The sequence below is a fragment of the Gemmata obscuriglobus genome, from assembly GCF_008065095.1.
GTDB classification, from domain to species: Bacteria; Planctomycetota; Planctomycetia; order Gemmatales; family Gemmataceae; genus Gemmata; species Gemmata obscuriglobus.
Map to the genome: position 1 here is coordinate 3441079 of NZ_CP042911.1, position 20899 is coordinate 3461977.

At 67.8% G+C, this 20899-nt stretch carries 11 protein-coding genes; 5 read left to right on the forward strand and 6 right to left on the reverse strand.

Annotated features, from left to right (window positions below; translation table 11 throughout):
* The first annotated feature begins 379 nt into the window (after positions 1–379).
* From GobsT_RS14255 to GobsT_RS14265, 3 genes are all read left to right on the forward strand, one after another.
* Positions 380–3847 (forward strand): pyruvate carboxylase, encoded by a 3468-nt coding sequence (locus GobsT_RS14255; protein ID WP_010041358.1) that lies wholly within the window; start codon positions 380–382, stop codon positions 3845–3847.
* A gap of 30 nt (positions 3848–3877) precedes the next feature.
* The gene (locus tag GobsT_RS14260) at positions 3878–4954 is read left to right on the forward strand and encodes an NHL domain-containing protein (RefSeq protein ID WP_010041359.1); all 1077 of its coding nucleotides are present in this window, start codon (positions 3878–3880) and stop codon (positions 4952–4954) included.
* A 541-nt stretch (positions 4955–5495) separates the two neighbouring features.
* Positions 5496–9233, forward strand: a complete 3738-nt coding sequence (locus GobsT_RS14265) for a CHAT domain-containing protein (protein WP_010041360.1) — start codon at positions 5496–5498, stop codon at positions 9231–9233.
* Between the two features lie 227 nt (positions 9234–9460).
* Here the strand turns inward: GobsT_RS14265 and GobsT_RS14270 are convergent, their stop codons facing one another.
* The 6 genes from GobsT_RS14270 to GobsT_RS14295 form a co-directional block, all read right to left on the reverse strand.
* A complete protein-coding gene (locus tag GobsT_RS14270; protein ID WP_010050902.1) occupies positions 9461–9808 on the reverse strand; it encodes a P-II family nitrogen regulator in 348 nt (115 codons plus the stop codon).
* 249 nt (positions 9809–10057) lie between these two features.
* On the reverse strand, positions 10058–11335 hold the full coding sequence (locus tag GobsT_RS14275) for a sigma-70 family RNA polymerase sigma factor (protein ID WP_010050904.1): 1278 nt from the start codon (positions 11333–11335) through the stop codon (positions 10058–10060).
* A 323-nt stretch (positions 11336–11658) separates the two neighbouring features.
* Complete coding sequence (locus GobsT_RS14280; protein WP_010050906.1) at positions 11659–13317, reverse strand: formylmethanofuran dehydrogenase subunit A; 1659 nt, start codon at positions 13315–13317, stop codon at positions 11659–11661.
* A gap of 104 nt (positions 13318–13421) precedes the next feature.
* Positions 13422–15080: a hypothetical protein gene (locus tag GobsT_RS14285; protein WP_109571094.1), complete on the reverse strand. Its 1659-nt coding sequence runs from the start codon at positions 15078–15080 to the stop codon at positions 13422–13424.
* A gap of 24 nt (positions 15081–15104) precedes the next feature.
* Positions 15105–15557 (reverse strand): hypothetical protein, encoded by a 453-nt coding sequence (locus GobsT_RS14290; protein WP_010039693.1) that lies wholly within the window; start codon positions 15555–15557, stop codon positions 15105–15107.
* Positions 15558–15670: 113 nt separating this feature from the next.
* Positions 15671–16624: a polysaccharide biosynthesis/export family protein gene (locus GobsT_RS14295; protein WP_010039695.1), complete on the reverse strand. Its 954-nt coding sequence runs from the start codon at positions 16622–16624 to the stop codon at positions 15671–15673.
* Positions 16625–16985: 361 nt separating this feature from the next.
* Between GobsT_RS14295 and GobsT_RS14300 the strand changes: the two genes are divergently transcribed.
* Positions 16986–17573, forward strand: a complete 588-nt coding sequence (locus tag GobsT_RS14300) for an RNA polymerase sigma factor (protein WP_010039697.1) — start codon at positions 16986–16988, stop codon at positions 17571–17573.
* A gap of 20 nt (positions 17574–17593) precedes the next feature.
* Positions 17594–20875: a serine/threonine-protein kinase gene (locus GobsT_RS14305; RefSeq protein WP_010039698.1), complete on the forward strand. Its 3282-nt coding sequence runs from the start codon at positions 17594–17596 to the stop codon at positions 20873–20875.
* The last annotated feature ends 24 nt before the right edge of the window (positions 20876–20899 follow it).

Consider the following 20899-nt stretch of genomic DNA (forward strand, 5'->3'; position numbering starts at 1 on the left):
GAAATTGACGAGAGTTATGGAATTTTGAGCACCAACGGTTTCGTCTTTAAATCTTGTGTTCTTCATCGATTGCTTGTGCCGCTCGGTTCCGGTGTTCCTGCGCGACGGGGGCGAGCGGCCTTGCGCCGCTTGCCAGTATTGCTGCCACGCCGCGGTTCGGAACTGGTGCTCGGCCGCTCCGGCGAGTGATCGAGTATTTGCCGGCGGGTCCACACGGCCGCTCCTCATCGCGGTGTCGCCACGCTGGGGCAGTCATATAACAAGGTCGGCACTGGGGGCGCGTTCGCATCTCGCCTGGTGCCGCTCCCGCCCGCCACACCGGTTTCATTCGTCCTGCCGCAACACGTGTCGCGCTCGCTCTCCCGCCGAGGTTGGTTCGATGCCGGACCCGAAGTCCCGTCCGTTTCAAAAGCTGCTCGTCGCGAACCGCAGTGAGATCGCCATTCGGGTGTTCCGCTCGGCGCACGAACTCGGAATCCGCACCGTCGCGATCTACTCCCACGAAGACCGGTTCGCCCTTCACCGCTTCAAAGCCGATGAGGCGTACCAAGTGGGTAAGCCGGGCGAACCGATCCGCTCGTACCTGGACATCGAGAGCATTGTTCAACTGGCGAAGTCGGTGGGTGTGGACGCGATCCACCCGGGGTACGGCTTCCTGTCGGAAAACGCGCAGTTCGCGCGCGCCTGCGCCGCGGCCGGGATCACGTTCGTCGGCCCGCGTCCCGAGGTGCTGGAGCAACTCGGCGACAAGGTCACTGCTCGGGGTATAGCCAAGAAAGCTCAGGTGCCGGTCCTCTCCGGTGGTGAGACGCCGCTCGCCTTGATCGATGAGGCTCACGCGCTCGCCGAGAAGCTCGGCTATCCGGTAATCGTCAAGGCGTCGATGGGCGGCGGCGGGCGCGGCATGCGGGTGGTTCACACCGCCGACAAGTTGCAAGAGGCGGTCGAATCGGCTCAGCGGGAGGCGGGCGCCGCGTTCGGCATCGCGGACGTGTTCCTCGAAAAGTTCGTCCAGCGCGCCAAGCACATTGAGGTGCAACTGCTCGGCGACCGGCACGGCGGGTTGGTTCACCTGTTCGAGCGCGACTGCTCGGTCCAGCGGCGGCACCAGAAGGTGGTCGAGCTGGCGCCCGCACCGAACCTGCCCGCCGACGTGCGCCATGGCATTCTCGACGCCGCCCTGGCGGTGGGCCGTGCCTGCGGCATCGACAACGCCAGCACCGTCGAGTTCCTTTACGATACTGACGCGCAGAGGTTCTACTTCATTGAGGTGAACCCGCGCATTCAGGTCGAGCACACGGTCACCGAGCAGGTCACCGGGTTCGACATCGTGCGGTCGCAAATCCTGATCGCATCCGGCCTGCCCCTGAATCACGACCGTATCGGTCTGGAGCAAAGCGCGATCAGCACGCGCGGTTTTGCGATCCAGTGTCGCGTTACCACCGAAGACCCTGCGAACGGGTTCGTGCCGGATTACGGCCGGCTCACCGCGTACCGTTCCAGCGGCGGCCCGGGCATTCGCCTCGACGCCGGCACCGCGTTCGGCGGCGCGGTCATTACGCCGTTCTACGACTCGCTTTTGGTGAAGGTGACCGTCGGCGGCCTGACGTTCGAGGACTGCGCGACGCGGATGGAGCGGTGCCTTCAGGAGTTCCGCGTTCGCGGGGTGAAGACGAACATCCCGTTCCTGTTGAACTTGATCGGACATCCGCAGTTCCTTGCCGGAGACGTTACCACCCGGTTCCTTGATGAAACCCCGGGCCTGTTCCAGTTCACCGCCCGCCGCGACCGCGCGTCGAAGTTGCTCGGTTACCTGGCCGACGTCATCGTAAACGGGCACCCGGAATTGAAGGGGAAGTACGCCGAGCGCGTGCCGGCAGTCGCATCGCCCTCGCCAACTCCGCCCATGGCGTCGCGGGCGGAGAAGCCGAAGGGCACCCGCGACCGGTTCAAGGAACTCGGCGCCGCGGGGTTCGCCAAGTGGACCCGGGCGCAGAAGCAACTGTTCGTCACCGACACCACCATGCGCGACGCGCACCAGTCGCTGTTCGCGACCCGGATGCGCACCTTCGACATGCTCGCGATCGCGGACCGGTACGCGGAGCGGCACGCGGACCTCTTCTCGATGGAGATGTGGGGTGGGGCCACGTTCGACACCGCGATGCGGTTCCTGAAGGAGTCCCCGTGGGACCGGCTCGCGAAGCTCCGCGAGCGCGTTCCCAACGTCCTGTTTCAGATGCTGGTGCGGGCGGCCAGTGCCGTCGGGTACACCAACTACCCGGACAACGTGGTGTACGAGTTCATTCGGCTGTCCGCGCAAGCCGGAATGGACATCTTCCGCATCTTCGACGCGAACAACTGGCTCCCCAACATCAAGCTCGGCATAGACGCGGTGCTGAAGACCGACGCGATCTGTGAGGCCGCGATCTGTTACACCGGCGACATTCTCGATCCCAAGCGGGACAAATACACGCTCACCTATTTCGTGAACCTGGCTAAAGAACTGGAGAAGCTCGGGACGCACTTCCTGGCGATCAAGGACATGGCCGGGTTGCTCAAACCTTACGCCGCGAAGAAACTGGTGAAGGCGCTTCGTGAAGAGGTCGGGCTGCCGATCCACTTCCACACGCACGACAGCGCCGGCGGTCAACTCGCCTCTTACCTGATGGCAGCGGAGGAGGGCGTGAGCGTCGTGGACTGCGCGTTCGCGCCGATGGCCGGGGTGACCTCGCAGCCGAGCCTTAACGCGCTCGTCGAGGCCGTGCGGTATACCGACCGGAGCACCCGACTCGACTTCGACGCCCTTCAGGAAACGGCTACCTACTGGGACGGGGTGCGGCGTCTGTACGCGCCCTTCGAAACCGGTCAGCTCGCCGGCTCCGCGGAAGTGTACCTCCACGAGATGCCGGGCGGGCAGTACGCGAACCTGTACCAGCAGGCCCAGTCGCTCGGGGTGGCGGACCGGTGGGCGGAAGTGGGGCGGATGTACGCGGCGGTCAACCGGCTGTTCGGCGATATCGTCAAGGTCACGCCGACATCGAAGGTGGTCGGCGACATGACGCTGTTCATGCTCGCGAACAACCTGACGCCCGAAATGGTACTCGACCCGAAGAAAGAGATCGCGTTCCCGGAGTCGGTGGTGGAGTTCTTCGAGGGCAAGCTCGGCCAGCCCCCGGGCGGGTTTCCGCCGGCGCTCCAGACCCGCATCCTCCGCGGGCGGAAGCCGCTCACCGACCGACCCGGGGCCACGCTCCCGCCCGTCGACCTCGCGAAGGCGAAGGCCGAACTCGAGCCGAAGCTGCGGCGCGCGCCGTCCGACCAGGACGTCATCTCGTACGTCCTTTATCCGAAGGTGTTCAGCGACTTCGCGGAGCACCAGGCGAAGTACTCCGACGTGAGCGTGCTGCCGACGCCCAGCTTCTTTTTCGGGCTCGCGAAGGGCGAAGAGGTCAGCATCGAGATCGAACCCGGTAAGACGCTGATCATCAAGTTCTTCACGGTGGGTGAGCCGCAGCCCGACGGCTACCGCGTGGTCTACTTCGAGCTGAACGGCCAGCCGCGCGAGTTCCGCGTCGTGGACCGTACCCTCGGCGCCGGAGCGGTCAAGTCGCGCCCGAAGGCCGAGAACGGCAACGCGAAGCACATCGCGGCGCCGATGCCGGGCGCCGTCGTCGCGGTGGCCGTGGCCCCGGGCGAGGAGGTCGCTGCCGGGGCCAAACTGCTCACGCTGGAAGCCATGAAGATGGAAACCACCATCTACGCCGACCGGCCCGGGAAGGTGGCCGAAGTGCTGGTTCGTCCTGGGGCACAGGTGGAAGGTGGCGACTTGGTGATCCGGTTCGAGTAACAGCCCGCTCCCCCCGTTGAAGGTAACAACATGCTGCCTCTCGTGTTGGTGCTCGCTTCTGCCGGCGCGGACGCCGCGCCGGTCATCACCTCGCCGGTGGGATCGGGTAAGAAGGGCTTCGCGGGCGACGGCGGGCCGGCCGCGAAGGCCGAACTCGATCAGCCCTTTGACGTGGCCTTCGACAAGGCCGGCAACCTGTACTTCTCGGACACGTTTAACCACCTCGTGCGCAAGGTGGACGCGAAGACCGGTACGATTACAACCGTTGCCGGCAACGGGAGGAAGGGGTTCGGTGGTGACGGTGGAAAAGCGACCGAAGCGAGTCTGAACGAGCCTTACGGCATCGAACTCGATGCCGACGGCAACCTGTACATCGTGGACCGGCTGAATTTCTGCGTGCGCAAAGTGGACGGCAAGACGGCCGTCATTTCCACCGTCGCGGGCACAGGCGGCAAGGTCGGGTACGGGGGCGACGGTGGCCCCGCGAACAAGGCCCTGCTCGTGGAGCCGAACGGCTTGTGCCTCGACGGGAAGGGCGGACTGTACATCGCCGACGTTGCGGGGCACCGGGTGCGCGCCGTCGATCTCGCGACGGGCACGATTTCGACGCTGCTCGGCAATGGTAAAGGTGTCACCGCAGGCGACGGCGGGCCGATCAAGGACGCGACACTCAACGGCCCCCGTGCGGTCGCGGTCGGGCCGAACGGACGGCTGTACGTTGTGGAGCGCAACGGGCACTGCGTGCGCGTCATCGATCTCGCCAAGGGCCGTATCGAACGGTTCGCCGGTACGGGCAAGAAGGGCTACACCGGCGACGGCACGAAGGCGCTGGACGCGACGTTCGACGGGCCGAAAGAAATCGACATCGATAAGGACGGAAACGTTTTCGTCGTGGACACCGAAAACGAAGTCATCCGAAAAATCGACGCGAAGAGCGGTGTCGTCACAACCATTGCCGGGAAGGGTCGAACCAAGACCCCGGGACTCGGTGACAACGGTCCGGCGACGGGTGCGACGCTCGGCCGACCACACGGGGTCGCAGTCGGGCCGGACGGGGCGCTGTACATTGGGGACACAAACAGTCACCGCATTCGGAAAGTGAAATAGTTCGGTTCGCTGCGGTGTCGTGTGCGCGGGTAAGGTTGCCCGGTCAGGTTGTACCGGTGTCGGGGGCGCCGAATGGTACATTCTGCACTCCCGACGCTTATTTTTGCCGTATTCCGTGAACCGCTGCTCGTTGGGCCGATGGATCGGGTATCCCGGGCTCGGCGGCGTTCTCGTTGCTTCACATTCAGCTGCTCGCGATTTTGACTTAAGTGATATCTTGAAAATATGTTGCGCCATTATTTCGGGGCCTGATTGGAATCGATTCCCGTCTGATTGCGGGACCGGAATCGGAGGTTTTAGGCGTGATTTGTGGGTAGCGGCGGACCCAGTAAACCGGTAGTCCGCCGGTATTGCATGTGCCCGCCCGAGGCCCACTCGAAGCCAATTCGTGGAAACTGAAGCGGCGCTGTAACCCCCGTTACAGCGCCGCGGGGCGCCGTGGGTGGTGTTGGTTGCTGTGCACGTCATCCTTGGGACACCCGAAAGCTCTCGCGTTCGGATTGAGCTAGAGTTGCTCGGATTCCGTCGCGTGAGGTTTACCATGTTGCCCACAGTGGTTCTGCTGCTCGCAGCCCAACCGGCTCCGGCCGAGGCGTTTCGGCAGGCCGAACGGTTCGCCGCCGAGGACCGGTTCGGCGACGCCGAGCCGCTTTACCGCTCCGCACTCGACACCGACGACCGCTTCCTCAAGCGCCAGGCGTTCAACCGGCTCATGAGCCTTTACGTCCGTTCCGGGCGTCCCGATAAAGCCCTGCGTACCGGCGATGCCTTCCGCGAGTGGCTCAAAACCGTCGGCGATCCCGACGGCTCGGGCGCCCTGGAGCTGCTCACGGCGCAGTGCCACCTCGACCTGGGCTACCCCGACACCGCTGAGACGCACGTCACCGCCGCGCTGGGCGCCAGACCGCCCCTCGCGCCGCCGCTGGTGCTCGACGCGCTTCGGCTCCGCTGCGAAACCGCCGCCCTGAAGCGGGACGGCTCCGAGACCCGGCGGTGGGCCGAACTGGAGCGCGCCGCGGCGGACACGCTAAAGGTCGCAGAACGCACCAACACCGCCGCGGTTCGTGTGGCCGCCGCTCGCGCGCTGGCGGACGCGCTCGCCAAGCGAGGGGACCGCGCGGCGGCACTGGCAGCCCTGGAAGGCCTGCCGGCACTGCACGACGCGCTGTCCGACGCGCTCGGCCGGCGGGACACGCAACTCCAGCGCGCCAAGCTCCTCGCCGCCCGGAGACAGTTCGCCAGCGCCGAACCGCTGTTCACCGAAGCACTCACGCTGCACCGGAAGGCCCAACCCGAGCAGCGGGTCACGGCCGGCGACATCCTCGCGGAATGGGCCGCGGCGGCGCTGGCCGCCGGTAAGACGGCTGACGCCACCACGCTCCGCGACCGCGCCGCGGCCGAGTACAAGGCCGCGCTCGGTGCCACCACCGACGCCGGAGGGGCACTGGCCGCGTTCGTGCGGCTCCAGGCGCTCACCCGCTCCGCTAACCAGTTCACACAGGCCCTCGACGCCGCACGTCAGGCGGGGGCTCGGTGGTCGGGCGACACCCTTCTTGATGCCCGTCTGAAATCGGACCAGGGGGCATTAGAACTGATGGCAGCGGCCCACCCGGCCGCGCGAAAGTCACTTACTGCGGCACTGTCGGCCCTCGAACCGGTTGAGCCGGTGAACCTGCGGGTGTTGCCCAAAGTGCTGGTGAATTTGGCCGCCGCACAACTCGGATGTGACGCGCCCGAAGACGCCGAAGTGGCCCTCAAGCGGTGCGCCGAACTGTACCGCAAGCACAAGCTCCCGCCGGACGCACTGCGGGTCGAAGCCGATTACCTTTCTGGGGTCGCGGCGTCGCGCCGGGGCGATTTCGCAGGCGCGATCGGGTTCTTCCGGGACGGGCTGGCCCGGTGCGATCTCGTCGGGGCCGACGCCGACGCCACGCGCTTTAACCTGTGGCTCAACAGCGCGCTGATCCACAAAGAGCAGGGCGACGCCGCCGCCGCGAGCGAGGCGCTCACCCGCGCCGCCGGGGTGCTCGCCCGGTTCGGCGAACGCGACGACTTGAGCGCCGCCATCATCGACGCCGTCCGCGCCGACCTGTACCTGTCTCAGGGGCAGGTCAAGAGCGCCGCGGCGCTGGTGCCGGCACTCGAGGCGGCCGGCGCGCAGGGCGGGCGGCAAAGTGAATACCTCTGGGCCACCGCCCGTCACATCCGCGCGCTCGACGCGCTCGGGCGTAAGGATCTCGCAGCGGCCGAGACGGTGTGGGGCGAACTGGCCGCCGCGCAACGGACGACGGGCGACGTGCTCCTGGCCCGCACCCTCAACTTTCTCGGGGTCTGCGCCGAACTGCGCGGGGCCGACGCGGACGCGCTGAAGCGGTTCGCGGAGTCGCGGGCGTTCCAGGCGGGGCGCCCGCGTTGCCCCCCCGCCACCTGTGCGATCACGCTGTGGCGCCTCGCTGTACTGACCGATAAAGCGGGGAAGCCGGCTGAGGCCAAAAAGTTCCTCGGCGAAGTGTTCGACATCGCCGACCGCGCCCGACTGAGCACCTTCGGCGAGGCCGCGCAGCGGGCGCAGTTCTTCGTGCAGTTCGCGCCGATGTTTGAACTGCTGGCGTCGTGGTGCGCCCGCGACGGCGACGGGGAAGGGCTGCTCCGCGTCGTCACCCGCAGCCGCAGCCGCACCCTCCTGGACCAAATGCTGGCCGCCGGCGTGGACCCGCGCGACCGGCTGCCCGCGGACACGCGCAAGACGCTCCTCGAGCGCGAGGCGGTGGCGCGCCGGGCGGTGTCGCGGCTCCGCTCGCGGGCGATGCTGTTCACCCCCGAGCAGGCCGACGAGCCGGAGGCGAAGAAGCTCGTCGCCGAACTCGAAACGGCCCAAAAGGAGTACGCCGACGCGTGGCGCGAGATCGCCAACGCCGACCCCATCACGCGCGTCCTCACGGACCCCGCGTTCGCCGAGCAGGCGCTCGCACAGGTCCGCAAGGAGGCGCACCGGGTGGGCGGGGCGCTGCTCACGTACATGGTGGGGCGCGACGCGAGCTTTGCGGTCCTTTGCACCGACCCCGCGGCCGCCCCGCAGGTGTTCAGGCTCGGGGTGGCCCGAGCAGTTGCTGCCGATGTCGGCGAGCCGCCGGCCGGCGAACTGGTCGCGCGGGCCGGGTTCCGCGGGGTCGCGGTGCGGGCGGTCGCCCCGCAACCCGAGCGACCGCCGCCCGCCCCCGCCGAGGCGGTCGCGCTCACGGACGCGGTCGCGGCGCGGCTCGTAAACCATTATCTGCGACAGATCGCCGATCCGTCGTTCAACCCGACGCGGGGCATCGCGCTGGTGTCGCGGACCGCGGGGCAGGGCACCCGGGCGATCGCCGCAGAGGGCATCGGGGACGCGGTGCTGCCCCCGGCTCTGCGCGAGAAGATCCGGGCGAGCGGGGCGAAGCGGCTGGTGCTCGTCCCGGACGGCGCGCTCCACAAGCTGCCGTTCGAGGCGCTGCTGCTCTCAGGCGCTGCCGGGCCGCGGTACGCGCTCGATGAGCTGCCGCCGGTGTGCTACGCGCCGTCGATCGGGGCGCTGGCGGTGGTTCTGAGCCGGCCCCGCGCGACCGACGCGGCGGCCTCGCTGCTCACCGTCGGCGATCCCGCATATCCGGAAGCGGCGTCCGGGACCAAGCGATCGGGCGGCGGGCAGCTCCCGCGGCTGCCGTTCACCGCCACCGAGAGCCGGAAGGTGCGCCAGCACTTCCCCGCCGATAAAGTGGTCGCTCTGGAGCAGGACAGGGCCACCGAGCAGAACGTGGTCGCCGCCATGCCCGGTAAGCGGTTCGTCCACTTGGCGGCGCACGGGTTCGCGGACGAGGCGTTCGGCAACGCGTTCGCCGCGGTCGCGCTGACCCCGCCGCCGCGGGGGAGCGAGGAGCCGGGCAACGACGGGTTCCTGACGCTCCACGAAATCTCCCGACTGAAGCTGACCGGGTGCGAACTCACCGTGCTGAGCGCGTGCGTGACGAACGTCGGTCCGCAGCGCCCGCTGGAGGCCGGCGTGACGCTCGCCGGTGCGTTTCTGGGCGCCGGCTCGCGCGGGGTGATGGCGAGCTGCTGGTCGGTGGACGACCGCGCGACCGCCGAGATGATGTCCGGGTTCTTCGGGTCGATCCGTGCGGGCGGGGGGAAGGGAACCGCGTACCCCGAAGCGCTGAAGGACGCCCGGTTGGCGGTGAAACGCACCCCCGGCTGGGAAGCGCCGTTCTTCTGGGCGCCGTTCGTGTACGTCGGGCCGCCGGACTGATGCCGAACCCAATTGAAGAGTAACTGCCTCCTGTAGCCGGCCTCTGTGAGGCCGGTGCGACATGACCGAGGTAGCACCGGCCTCACAGAGGCCGGCTACAGAATACGGCGTGGATAAGGGCCAATCGGATTCGGTAACATGCCGGCGAATGGGTCCAAAGCGTGCGTGTCGGTTACCGGGTCCGGCCTGCCGAAGAAGCCGTCGTCGCGGTCTCTTACCGGTGAGGCTCAAATCGCTTCGGGGCCACGCTCACCGGTGCGGATGCGGATACAGTCCTCCAGAGGCAGGATGAAGATCTTCCCGTCCCCGATGCGCCCCTCCGGCCCCGTGCGGGCCGCGTCCATGATCGCGTTGACCGTCGGTTCCACAAAGTCTTCGTTGACCGCGATTTGCAACTGCACCTTGCGCAGCATGTTGACGGTCAGTTCGTGCCCGCGGTACACCTCCGTGTGCCCCTTCTGCCGCCCGAAGCCGAGCACATCCACGATGGTGAGCCGGAACACTTCAACTTTGTTCAGCGCTTCTTTCACGGCGTCGAGTTTGGACGGCTGAATGATGGCGAGGATGAGCTTCATGATTCGGACCCGGCGGACGGAAGTGGACGCGGCGCGGTTCGAGGACCCCGCGGTTTGTGTCCAGAATAGCAAACCGCCCGTTGAACAGCGCGGCGACAACCGTTTGGCACCGGCGACCGATGGCGAAATAGATGAGGGGCGGGCCGTCCCACCCGGGGCGCTCTATTTCCATGACAGCGAGCCCGAGAACCGATCCGTTGAGCCAACCCCGCGCAGCACAGGTACGGCTCGCTCTTTCTCCTTGCCGAACTATTTTTGAACCGGCCGTTGTTCGCCCTTCACAGGTACGAGTACGTTTCTGTCAACGTACGCCACGTAGACGCGCGACTTGGTGAGCTTCGGCGGCAGGGGCCACGGCAGTTCCACGCTTTCGGTGCAGTAGGTGCGGCACTCCCAATGCTGGACCCGGAGCTGCGCCGGACCGATGGCCGAGTCGAGACGTGCCGGGGCTACCGTGTCCAGGCGATCCAAGATCTTGTCTTTTACGATCACAATGTCGTCCCGGACGACCCCGGCCGCAGGCTTCGGGAGCGCGCGGATCACCTCTTGGTCCGTCGGCTCGTCGCCTAGGACCCGTGCCTCGGCGACAGCCAGCTTCTTCTTGAGCGCTTCCACCTCGCGCCGCAACCGCTCGTTCTCCTTCTTGAGATCTTCGAGAGTCGCTCCCACTGGCATAGGCACTTCCGTCGTCGCCGGTGCCGCCGGCGGTCCGACCTGTCCGATCGCTGTCCCCAGGGCGGCAGTCGTCACCAGGGCCAACAGCACCAGCTTTGCCTTGAACAATCCCATTGTGTTCCCCACTTCCTGTGAAAGGGCGACGGCCGCTGCGACCGCCGTGGTCGGAGCGCCCTCTGCGAGTTTGGCGGCCGCAGACGCGGTTGCGGCTACGAGAGCTGCGGGGACCGTTCCCAGAGACACGGCCGGGAGCGTCACCCCGCGAGCGGTGAGTCCCGCGCGGAGCCGTTCCTTGGCCCGCGCAAGTCGGGACTGGAGCGTGCCGACCGGGCAGCCTAGTTCTCGTGCGGCATCGGGTTGTGTTCGGCCTTCAAGGTGGCACAGAACGAACGCGTCGCGGTACACCACCGGCAGCCGTTCCACATCGCGATCGAGTGCCGCCCGCCAGTCGCAGGTGTCTGGGTTCGTGGTGGTAACGGCTTCCGGCCGGGCCGCCCGCCGCTCTCGGGCGACGCGCCGGGCGGTTTCGCGACCGAGACGCGTGCTGGTTCGGTGAGCCACCCGGTACAGCCACCCGGCGAGTGATTCCCGGGATCGAACCTCGCGGGCGCGCCTCACGAGCACGAGAAATGTGGCCTGAAATGCGTCGTCCGCGTCGATGTCGTTGCCGAGTACCCGCCGGCACACGTCACGTACCATCGGGCCGTGCCGCCAGATCAGAGCCTCGAACGCGGCGGCGTCCTGTTCCGCCGTAAAGCGCTCAAGCAACTCACCGTCCGCGAGTTGCGCCAAGCGGTCACTCGCGACTATCCAGTTGAGGTGGTGAACGAGGCTGGAAAGCTGGCGAACCACGCGAGACCTCCGTTTCATCGCCGTTCTACACGGATAGAGCCCGCGAAGGGCGATCGCCGTCCCGAAAATCGGAAAACACGACACGACCGGCCATAGTGGTTCGGCCGGAAGGGCTTAGCAAGAAAGGCGTTGCGGTTCTGGTGTCGGGACAGAGGGTTACCAGTTCGTACCCCAACCGGTGCGGTACGCGGTCGGAGCGTGTGGCACGACCGCGGGCGGATGATATTGGTCACGAGCGGGAGCATCACGGACGGAGAGAAGTGCGTGCTCGCTTGGGAGATACGAAGCGAGGGGTGGGCGCAGGCGTCAACCGATGCGAGTGGCTACTTGCGCGTCGGCACCAGGGTTTCGCCGTGACTGGCGTATTCCGGCCCGACGGCGTAGTTGGCAAACCTGAGCGAGTACGCCCCCTCGAACCATTCGCGGATGTGCGGCACCGCGCCCTCATCGAACGCCGGCCGTACTGCCAACGATGGCCCGTAAGGCACCACGCGAATTTCCCCGTGTTCGACCACCAAGTCACCAGCCTTGAACACGAACCGGGGCAGCTCGAACATCGCCTTGAGGTCGGCCCCCGGCGTGTACACGGTGATGTCCGCGTCCGCACCGGCTCCAAGGTGGCCCTTGTGCGTGAGCCCGAGCATCCGTGCCGGGCCGGCGCGCGTGACGATGGCGATCTCGGAGAGCGTGTACTCGCGCTCCAGGTCGGGAAGGGTACACACGGCGCGCAACTTCTCGGGTAGACGTTTCAGCACCTCGCGGCGGTAGTCGCGGCTCATCAGGAGAGCGCAGATCTCAGGGTACGCCAGGAACGAGCCGCCGTTGGGGTGGTCAGTGCTCATCGCCACCCGCCACGGGTCTTCCACCAGAAGATACCACTCCAGCCCGATCGCCCACTGGAGCGCGTGAACGAAACTCTTCTCCTTGTACTCGATGGGTACGATCCCGCACCCGCCCTCGCACTCGGTGTCGCCGTTGAACCACTTCCGACCGGTCACCTTGTGAAGGAAGTGGCCGAGCGGACCGTCGCCGGTCATCGACGTGGTTTCGCCGAACATCACCTGGCCCACGTCCACGGTGACGTTCGGGTGCGCGTTAACGTATTCGGCGAGCTGCGGCACCTTCGAGCAGAACGTCCCCTGGTCGTCCGGCCCGCCGCCGTAGCTGTGGAACTGGATGTGCGTGAAGTGCCCGCGGTGCCCCTCGACCGCGCGCATGGTGTCGAGGGTGGTGGACCAGTTGCCCGGCATTCCGAGCTGGTTGCAGTGGATGTGCGCGGCGTGCGGGAGCTTCAGCTCGTCCGCCGTGCGCGCGACCGCGTTCACGATGACGCGCGGGGACACGCCGAAACCGGGAACCTCGTCGTCAAAGTGTGCGAGTCCGGAACCGCCCTGCTTCCAGATCTCGACGCCGCCGGGGTTCACCACCTTGAGCGCGTAACCGCGGGTGGCGTTGAGCAGCCACCCGCAGAAGGCGCGCGCCCGCTCCGGCTCCCCGCGCCCGAGTTGGTCCATCAGGTAGTGGTTGTTGCCGACCAGGACGAAGAAGCCCTTGTCGATCACCGGCGTGTCGTGGAACTCTTCGTGCGTGTGGCGCGCGCCGAGCGGCGGGATCGCCGCGTCGAACACCGTGGTGTACCCCAGCCCGGCGTACAGGTAGCCGGTGGTGAACGTGGTGGGTGTGCTCCCCAGCGTGCCCGACCGCAACAGGTCGGTGCGGAGGAACGGCGTGTTGTCGCGGCGGTCTTCCGGGCGCAGCTTCCGAGCGACATTCACCTTTGGGCCGGCGATGTGAGCGTGCATATCCACGCCGCCGGGCATGACCACGAGGCCCGAAAGGTCGATGGTGCGCGCCGGGTGGACGGTCGGATCGGTCGGCGGTGCGACGACCTTCCCGCCGTCGATCCACAAATCGCGGACCTCGCCGTGAACACCGTTCGCGGGATCGTACACCGTTCCGCCGGCCAACTTCGTGAGCGCCATGACGGCAGTTTACCACCAGGAGGAAAACAGAAGAGGGGCGGCGGACGAACGCGGCGGGGCGCCACGTGGGCGCCCCGCCGCGTTCGTCCGCCGCCCCTCGTCCGCTACTTCTTCAGTACCGCGCAGAAATCGATTTGGTACTGGGACAGCTCCGGCCGCTTGCTGATATCGGTCACGAGCTTCTGAGCTTCGGGTGCGGTGCGCACCTCGAAGCACACCATAATCTTCTTCGTGCCGGACCACCGGACTTCGACGCCCTCGGCGCGGTCCTGGCACAGTTGCCGGATCAGGGTTTCGATCGGGTCCGGTCCCGTTTCGCCCATTTGTGCTCGTGCCACGATGGGCTTCGTGTTCGCCGCACCGGACTTCCACGCCGGCACGGTGGTCGGTGCCGCGGCCGGCGGTTGCGCGGGACGGCCTCCTGCGGGGGTCCAAGTGCCCGGAGCGGGTTGCGCCGGTTCAGGCGCGGCCTGCCACAGGTGCTCCTCGCGGCGCGGCTCGGGCTTCGGCTCGGGCCGCTTCGGTTCCTCCGGTTTCACTTCCGTCGTCAGCGAGATCGGGAGCGGGCTCGGCACCGCTACAACCGGTTTCGTCGGTTCGACCGAAGGGAAGGCGGGCGCGGCTTCTGTGTCCGGAGGCGGTACGCTCGGTGATGGTGCGGCCAGCGGCTGAACGGTCGGCGGAACGAACGCGACCGGTTCGGATTTCTGCGGTGCGGGTGGAACGATCGGGTCCGGCTCGCGGACGACCGGCGGCACGATCGGGGCCGGGACCGGCGCCACCGCGACCGGAGCGGTCGCCGGCGGCGTCAGCACGGTTGACGGCGGTGTCAGCACGGTTGTCGGTGGCGGCGTGAGTTTCGGCACGTTCACCGGCGGCGGGGGCGCGACGAACTTCGACTCCGCGTTCGGGGACGGCTTCGGCGCTTCCGGTCGTTCGACCGGCAGCGGGCGCGGCTGCGGTTGCAGTTGTGGCTGCACCTGTGCGGGCAGTTGCTGTTGAACCGGTGCGGCGGGCTCGGACGCCGAGGCCACCGTTGTGGCGGGTTTGGCGGTGGCGTAGGCGGGCGGGTCGATGCCCGGCGGGTTGCGGAGCGGGTTCATCACCGGCACCGGGAACGCGCCGGGGGTGGCTCCGGTGATCGAGTACCAACTCGCGGACGCCTTCGGGTACTGGCCGGTGGGCGCGAACTGGTTGGCGCCGGGCGTTACCGTTCCCCACCCGTACCAGCGGTACGCGGGCGGCCCGGCGTACACCGGGGCGCCGTCGGCGGCCGTGCCGCGGAACGGGGTCGTGGCGGTCGGTTGCTCGGGCGGCTGGGGCGCCGACGCCTGCTGTGCGCGTCCCGCGCCTTTGAGTTTGTCCAGCCCCTTCGGCGGCGTGAACGGGTCTTCCCGGTGTTCGGCAGAGGCTGCCGCCGGGGACAGCGGGCGTACGTTGCCGCTCCGGGACGCGCTGCCCGCGGCCGGGAGCACACCCGAATCAACTCCGCTGAGCCACGCCGGGCCGCGGGCGTCGGCCGGCGCTTTACCGGGCCGCGCGACCGGCGTGGTCGGGAAGGATGACGGCGGGAACTCTTCGGACGCGCCCCGCGCCACGGTTCCCGCCGCGGTTTCGTTCGCGCCGAGCGGTTCCGGCGGTCGGAACGACGCGCCCCGGGCACGTGGCGGTTGCGCACTGGCCACCGCCACGGCCAACCCCAGCACCGCGATTACACCCACGATCGTCCGCATGGCCTCGTCCTTGAGAGTGCAGTGCCGCATTCCGTTGCCTGCGCCGCGAGTCACTTAGCGCCGGGTGGTGCCCACGCCCGCTAACCCCGGGCGCATCCCGCCGCGGTTGTTCGGCGACGGGAAGTAGCCTCCGGTGCTGTTGAAAACGGTCGGGTGGCCGGCCGGCGGGAGCACGCTTCCGGGGGCCGCCTCACGGGGCTGGAGCGGGTCCGGGGCGCTCGCCATTTGCGGGAAGAACAGTGCGCGCTGACCGCCCCCGGCTGTAAACGGCGCGCCCAACCCCTGACCCGTGCCGCCCACGGTGCCCGGGCGAACGCCGTAGTAGTAGTTCACCGCCGGACTGCCCCCGCGGAGCAGGTTCAGGTACGGGCTCAGCGGCTGGTTCGCCGGGTTGTACACGTTCGGCATCGCGGCCGGCGGCTGGTAGTAAGGTGACATGGGGTACTGTGCGGACGCGGTTGCGCACGTCACGAGCCCACCCGCTGCGATTAGCACGAAGCGCATCATGTGTGTCCCTCCCACGACTCGGTTACACGGTCGCCTGTATTCTCGGCGAACCCTGTGCCATCTCGCCGTTTCCGCCCTGCCGACTCGTCGCCCGGTTCGGTTCCGGGGCCTCACTAATTGTTGTTGTTGAACCCGTTCCCGCGTCCGGCGATGTTGTTGATCGTGTTCGACCCGAGCAGTGTGATACCGAACACCCGCTCAACCGGTGCGAACAGCCGAGCCATTGTGCGGTCGATGGTCACCAGGCGCTGGGCCTTGACGTAGATCCGGTCGCCCGGGAGCACCTGGTAGTTCGTATGACTGATCCCGTGCTGGGTGAGGCCGACCCAGTCCACCGGCAGGAGCTGCCACGGCTGCCCGGGGTGCGGGGTGCGCCGCGCGATCCAGATGTTCCGCTTGCTCGCGACATCGGGAAGGCCGTTGATGTTGCCGATCGCGTCCAGCACGGTCTCGCCCCCGGTGATCGGGAACGGGAACACCTGCTCCCCGAAGCCGCCGCCGTCGGTGATCACATAGTAACGCTTGCTGTTGTACGCGATCACGTCCACGATCACGACAATACTGTTGGGAGTCTGGCGCAGCTTCCTCAATTCCACCTGTTCCACCAGATGTGCGCGAATCGCCTCGGCCGCCTGATCGAGCGTCAGCCCCGAGACCGTTACGTTTCCCCAGAACCCCAGACCGACAGTACCATCGGGACGCACCTGGAACTGACCCGAGATGGGCTGTACGCCTAACCTCTCGGTCGCCTCGACCGTAAACGGCTTTTTGTTCGTGGGGGCGTCCTCGTAAAGGATGTCACCTTTTTCGTTCGTTCTGGGCACCGTGACCCGCTGCACGACCTCAATAAGCAACTGGTCCGGCGGGCCGATGACGTAGGGCGGCAGCGCAACCATGTCCAACTCGCGGGGCACAGCACCCGTTGGCGGTACTTGGATCGATGCGTTGGAGTTGTGCGGCATCGGCGGGGTGCCGAAGTAGTCGCGGGGCGACCCGTGCATACACCCGACCGTCGAAAGAAGCAGCCCGGCGACGACGAACACACTTTTCCCGCGCCGAACGCTCATGGTCACTCCTCCCGCACCCTGAACCGGATAACGGCTCCCACCGGCATCACTGGTGTTATCGGCGGCACCGGAACCGTTCCTGAACGAAACCGTCCGGATCGTGAAGATCGATTCAAGTCAGGTCGGCGGCGCAAGGTGCGGGGGCACGGCCAACGGATCGCTGTCGATCACGGACTCTTCACCCGCGCGAGATGCGCTCAGGGGAGGGGTGAATTTGTGTGCCGGCGTGACGTAATTTCCTGCCGAGCAGTGAATTCGAAAAATGCGGTCCCGAGCAAACGATCCCGTACTACGGTACATCGCGAAAAACGGCGAGGCGTGACCGCAGACACGACGCGCCGCAGCGAGGGAAAAACCTGACATGGCCGGGCGATTCGACCCGAGCCCGCCGCCCGCGGGTACCGACGCGACACTTCTTCACCGGTACCGAACGGGTGACGAGACCGCCGCGACCGACATCTACGTTCGGTACGCACAGCGGCTGCGCGCCCTGGCGCGCCAGTACTGCACGCCCAACTACGCCGGCCGGTTCGATGCCGACGACGTGATCCAGTCCGTGTTCCGTGCGTTCTTCCACGGCGCCCGGTACCGCGACTACGACGTTCCCCCGGAGGGGGAGTTGTGGGGGCTGCTGATGGTGCTCGCACTCAACAAAATTCGCGCCCTCGTCGGGCACCACCAGGCCGACAAGCGGGCCGTCCGGCACACGGCCTCCGTCAGCGACTTCGACTCCCACACCGCGCTGGCCGCCGACGACTCCGCCGCCGCGTTCTTGCGCCTCGTCATGGACGAGCAGGTCGAGGCGCTGCCGGAGTCGAACCGCACCATCATCCGGCTGCGCACCGAGGGCTACGAGGTGGGTGAGATCGCCCAGGTCACGGGCCGGTCGCGCCGCACCGTCGAGCGCGTGTTGCAAGACTTCCGTGCCCGCCTGTCCCGCAGCGAGTAGACCATCCGGGGGCCGCTCTCGTGAAACTCTCCGTCGCCACGCACTCGCTCGCGGCCGAACTCGCTCATCGCGTCGAGGCGTTCGAGCTGGCTCTCGAAACCGACCCGAACGCGGATTTCGCGCGGCAGTTGCCCGCGGTCGATCACCCGTTGTACCTCGCCGTGCTGGGCGAACTGGTGCGCGTCGACCTGGAACTCGCCTGGACGCGCGGGCGGCCGAAGCGGGTGTCCGAGTACACGGCGCGGTTCCCCGCGGTGCTCACCAACCCCGCGCTACTCGCGGCCGTGGCGTTCGAGGAGTACCGGCAGCGGGTCCGGGCCGGCGAGACCCCGCGCCCCGAGGAGTACGCCAACAAGTACGGCGTGCCCACGAGCGGGTGGGCCGAACTCGGTTCCGAGGTTCAGACCCCGCGACCGGGCTCGGTGAGCGCGGCCGACGCGGCGACCGACCGGATCATGGGGCCGCAGCCGCGGGACGAGTTCCGCACTGCCGAGGTGCCGCAACTTCAGCGGACGCACGATCGGCTCGGCGCGCCGCCCCTGCCGAACGCCCGCGCGCAAGCCCTGGCCGAGGCCGACGCGCTGTCCGACTGGCAGGACTCGGTGTCCTCGCTCCCGGACGTGGGCACCGATTTCGTCGGGTTCTTTCTCGCGAAGGAACTCGGCCGCGGGGCGTTCGGGCGGGTGTACCTGGCGCGCCAGGGCGACCTCGCCGGACGCCCGGTCGCGCTCAAGGTGGCGCGCGGCCTGGGGGCCGAGTCGAACACGCTGGCGCAGTTGCAGCACCCGAACATCGTCCCGATCTACTCGTACCACAGCGCCGGCCCGTTCCAGGCGGTTTGCATGCCGTTCCTGGGCGGCACCACACTCGCGGGCGTGGTCCAGAGCTTGAGTCGGCGCGCGAGCGTGCCCAACTCGGGTAAGGAGATCCGCAGCACGCTCGTCGGCGGGCGGTTCGATTCGTCCACCCGGACCGGGTCGATGGGGGGATCGGTCATTTACCCCCACGAGGTACCGGCGCCGGCTTCCAGCGCGGCATCCGAAGGTGCCGCGCTGGAAGCTGCGGAGGGCTGGGCGCGGCTCGATCAGTTCCCATACGTAGAGGCGGTTCTGGCGATCGGCGGGCAACTCGCGGAAGGGCTGGCGCACGCGCACCGGCGCGGCATCTTGCACCGCGACCTCAAGCCCGCGAACGTGCTGCTGGCCGACGACGGGCGCCCGATGCTGCTCGACTTCAACCTCGCCGAAGACACGAAGTTGCGCGGCTCGGCCGAGCGCGCGATGATGGGCGGTACCCTCCCGTACATGGCGCCCGAGCACCTGGAAGCGTTCCGCACCGGCGAGGGGACGCTCGACCCGCGGTGCGACGTGTACGGGCTCGGGGTGATCCTGTTCGAACTGCTCACCGGCCGGCACCCGTTTCCGCTCCGCCGCGGCTATCCGCGGGTCACAGTACCCCAGATGATTGCCGACCGCGCCGCCGCGCCGTCGGTTCGGGCTCTGAACCCCGCGGTGTCACCGGGCGCCGAGGCGATCGTCCGGAGGTGCCTCGCGCCGAACCCGTCGGACCGGTACCAGCGGGCGGATGACCTGCGTGAGGACATCGACCGCCACCTCGCCAACCGCCCGCTGAAGTTCGCTCCGGAGCCGTCGGTGCGGGAGCGGGCGCGCAAGTGGGCGCGTCGGCACCCGCGCCTCACTTCGTCTGCTAGCGTCGCCGCCGTTGCCGGCGTGGTGCTGACACTCGTGGTGGGGGCGGCGGTCTATTCGCGCGAACGCACCCGCGATGTGGAGGCACGGGGGCGGTTCGCCGATCACCAAGCCGCGTTCCGCGACGCACAGTCGTTTCTCGACGACCAGACGCGGTCCGAAGGGAGGCTCGACGAGCGGCTCGCCAAGCTCCGCGGGGTGCTGGACACATACGGGGTGTCGGACGATCCGTTCGTTTCTGAAGATTGGCGACACATGGCGGCCTACCGACGGCTGCCAGAAGCGGACCGCGATCAGGTGTGTGGGAACGTTGGCGAAACCTTCTTCCTGATGGCCCAGGTCGCGCTGCTACAGGCGTCCGAAGGCGACGGGGCGGGACGGGCCGCTCAGTTGACCCGGGCGAACAACTGGCACGCGCTGGCCGCGAGCTACGGCGCCCACCGCCTCCCGCGCGCGATCGGCGAGCAGCGGGTCACACTGATGGAACTGAAGGGCGACCACGCGGCCGCAGAGCGGGGCCGAGCCGAGGCCGAATCGATCCCGCTGGATCTGGCCCGCGACCTGTACCTCGCCGGCAGTCAACTGACCCGCAACGGCCGTCACTTGGAGTCGCTCAAGCTCCTTCAGAAGGCGACCCAGGCGGACCCCGAGAACTTCTCCGCCTGGTTCCTCCGCGGGACCGCGCACCTCGCGCTCGAGCAGAACGACCTGGCCGCGATGTGCTTCGGGGCGTGCGTGGCCCTGCGCCCGGACTTCGCGCCGGCGTGGATGAACCGCGGGTTGGCGTTCTTCCGGATGCGGCATTACGACGCCGGCCGCGACGACTACGACCGCGCCCTGAAACTGGACCCGAAACTGACCGAGGCGTACATCCAGCGCGGCCAGTTGCGCGAGGCGGTCGGCGACAGCGCCGGGGCGATCGGGGACTACACCCAGGCGCTCGAGACCGGCACCGCCCCGGCGCGGGCCTATTTCAAGCGCGCGACCGCGAAGTTCCGTGCCGGCGATCGGGACGGCGCGAAGGCCGACCGCGAGGCCGGGTTCCAGGTCACGCCGACCGACGAGCTGAGCTGGGTCGCGCGGGCCGAAAACCGCTGGACGGAAGACCCTACGGGTGCCCTCGCCGACGCCGACGAGGCACTGAAGGAGAACGGTCGGTCGGTCTTCGCACTTCAGATGAAGGCCGCGATCTTGTCGGAAGGGCTGAAGCGCCCGGAGGACGCACTAAAGGTGCTCGACCGCGCGGTGGAACTGCATCCCGATTACGTTCCGGCGCGGGCCGGGCGCGGGGTGCTGCTGGCCCGCGCGGGGAAGCGCGAGGAGGCGCTGCGCGACGCCCGGGACGCGCTCCGGCGCGACACCCACGCCTCGAACCTGTATCAGGTGGGGTGCATCTACGCGCTCACCGCCAAAACACACCCCGACGACAAGCGCGAGGCGCGCAAACTCCTCTGGGACGGTCTGAAAACCGGGTTCGCGCTCGACATCGTGGACACGGACACGGACCTCGATTCGTTACGCGACGATCAAGACTTTAAGGCTCTGGTCGCAGACGCGAAGGCGCTCAACGCTCCACGGTCCGAGAAACGGTGAATTCCGTGGCGGGTGACTGCCCGG

Excerpts from the sequence above, each read along its gene's own strand:
- GobsT_RS14255 (WP_010041358.1), top strand. The coding sequence starts at position 380 with ATGCCGGACCCGAAGTCCCGTCCGTTTCAAAAGCTGCTCGTCGCGAAC.
- GobsT_RS14290 (WP_010039693.1), bottom strand. The coding sequence starts at position 15,557 with ATGATGCGCTTCGTGCTAATCGCAGCGGGTGGGCTCGTGACGTGCGCA.
- GobsT_RS14260 (WP_010041359.1), top strand. The coding sequence starts at position 3,878 with ATGCTGCCTCTCGTGTTGGTGCTCGCTTCTGCCGGCGCGGACGCCGCG.
- GobsT_RS14285 (WP_109571094.1), bottom strand. The coding sequence starts at position 15,080 with ATGCGGCACTGCACTCTCAAGGACGAGGCCATGCGGACGATCGTGGGT.
- GobsT_RS14300 (WP_010039697.1), top strand. The coding sequence starts at position 16,986 with ATGGCCGGGCGATTCGACCCGAGCCCGCCGCCCGCGGGTACCGACGCG.
- GobsT_RS14280 (WP_010050906.1), bottom strand. The coding sequence starts at position 13,317 with ATGGCGCTCACGAAGTTGGCCGGCGGAACGGTGTACGATCCCGCGAAC.
- GobsT_RS14265 (WP_010041360.1), top strand. The coding sequence starts at position 5,496 with ATGTTGCCCACAGTGGTTCTGCTGCTCGCAGCCCAACCGGCTCCGGCC.
- GobsT_RS14270 (WP_010050902.1), bottom strand. The coding sequence starts at position 9,808 with ATGAAGCTCATCCTCGCCATCATTCAGCCGTCCAAACTCGACGCCGTG.
- GobsT_RS14295 (WP_010039695.1), bottom strand. The coding sequence starts at position 16,624 with ATGAGCGTTCGGCGCGGGAAAAGTGTGTTCGTCGTCGCCGGGCTGCTT.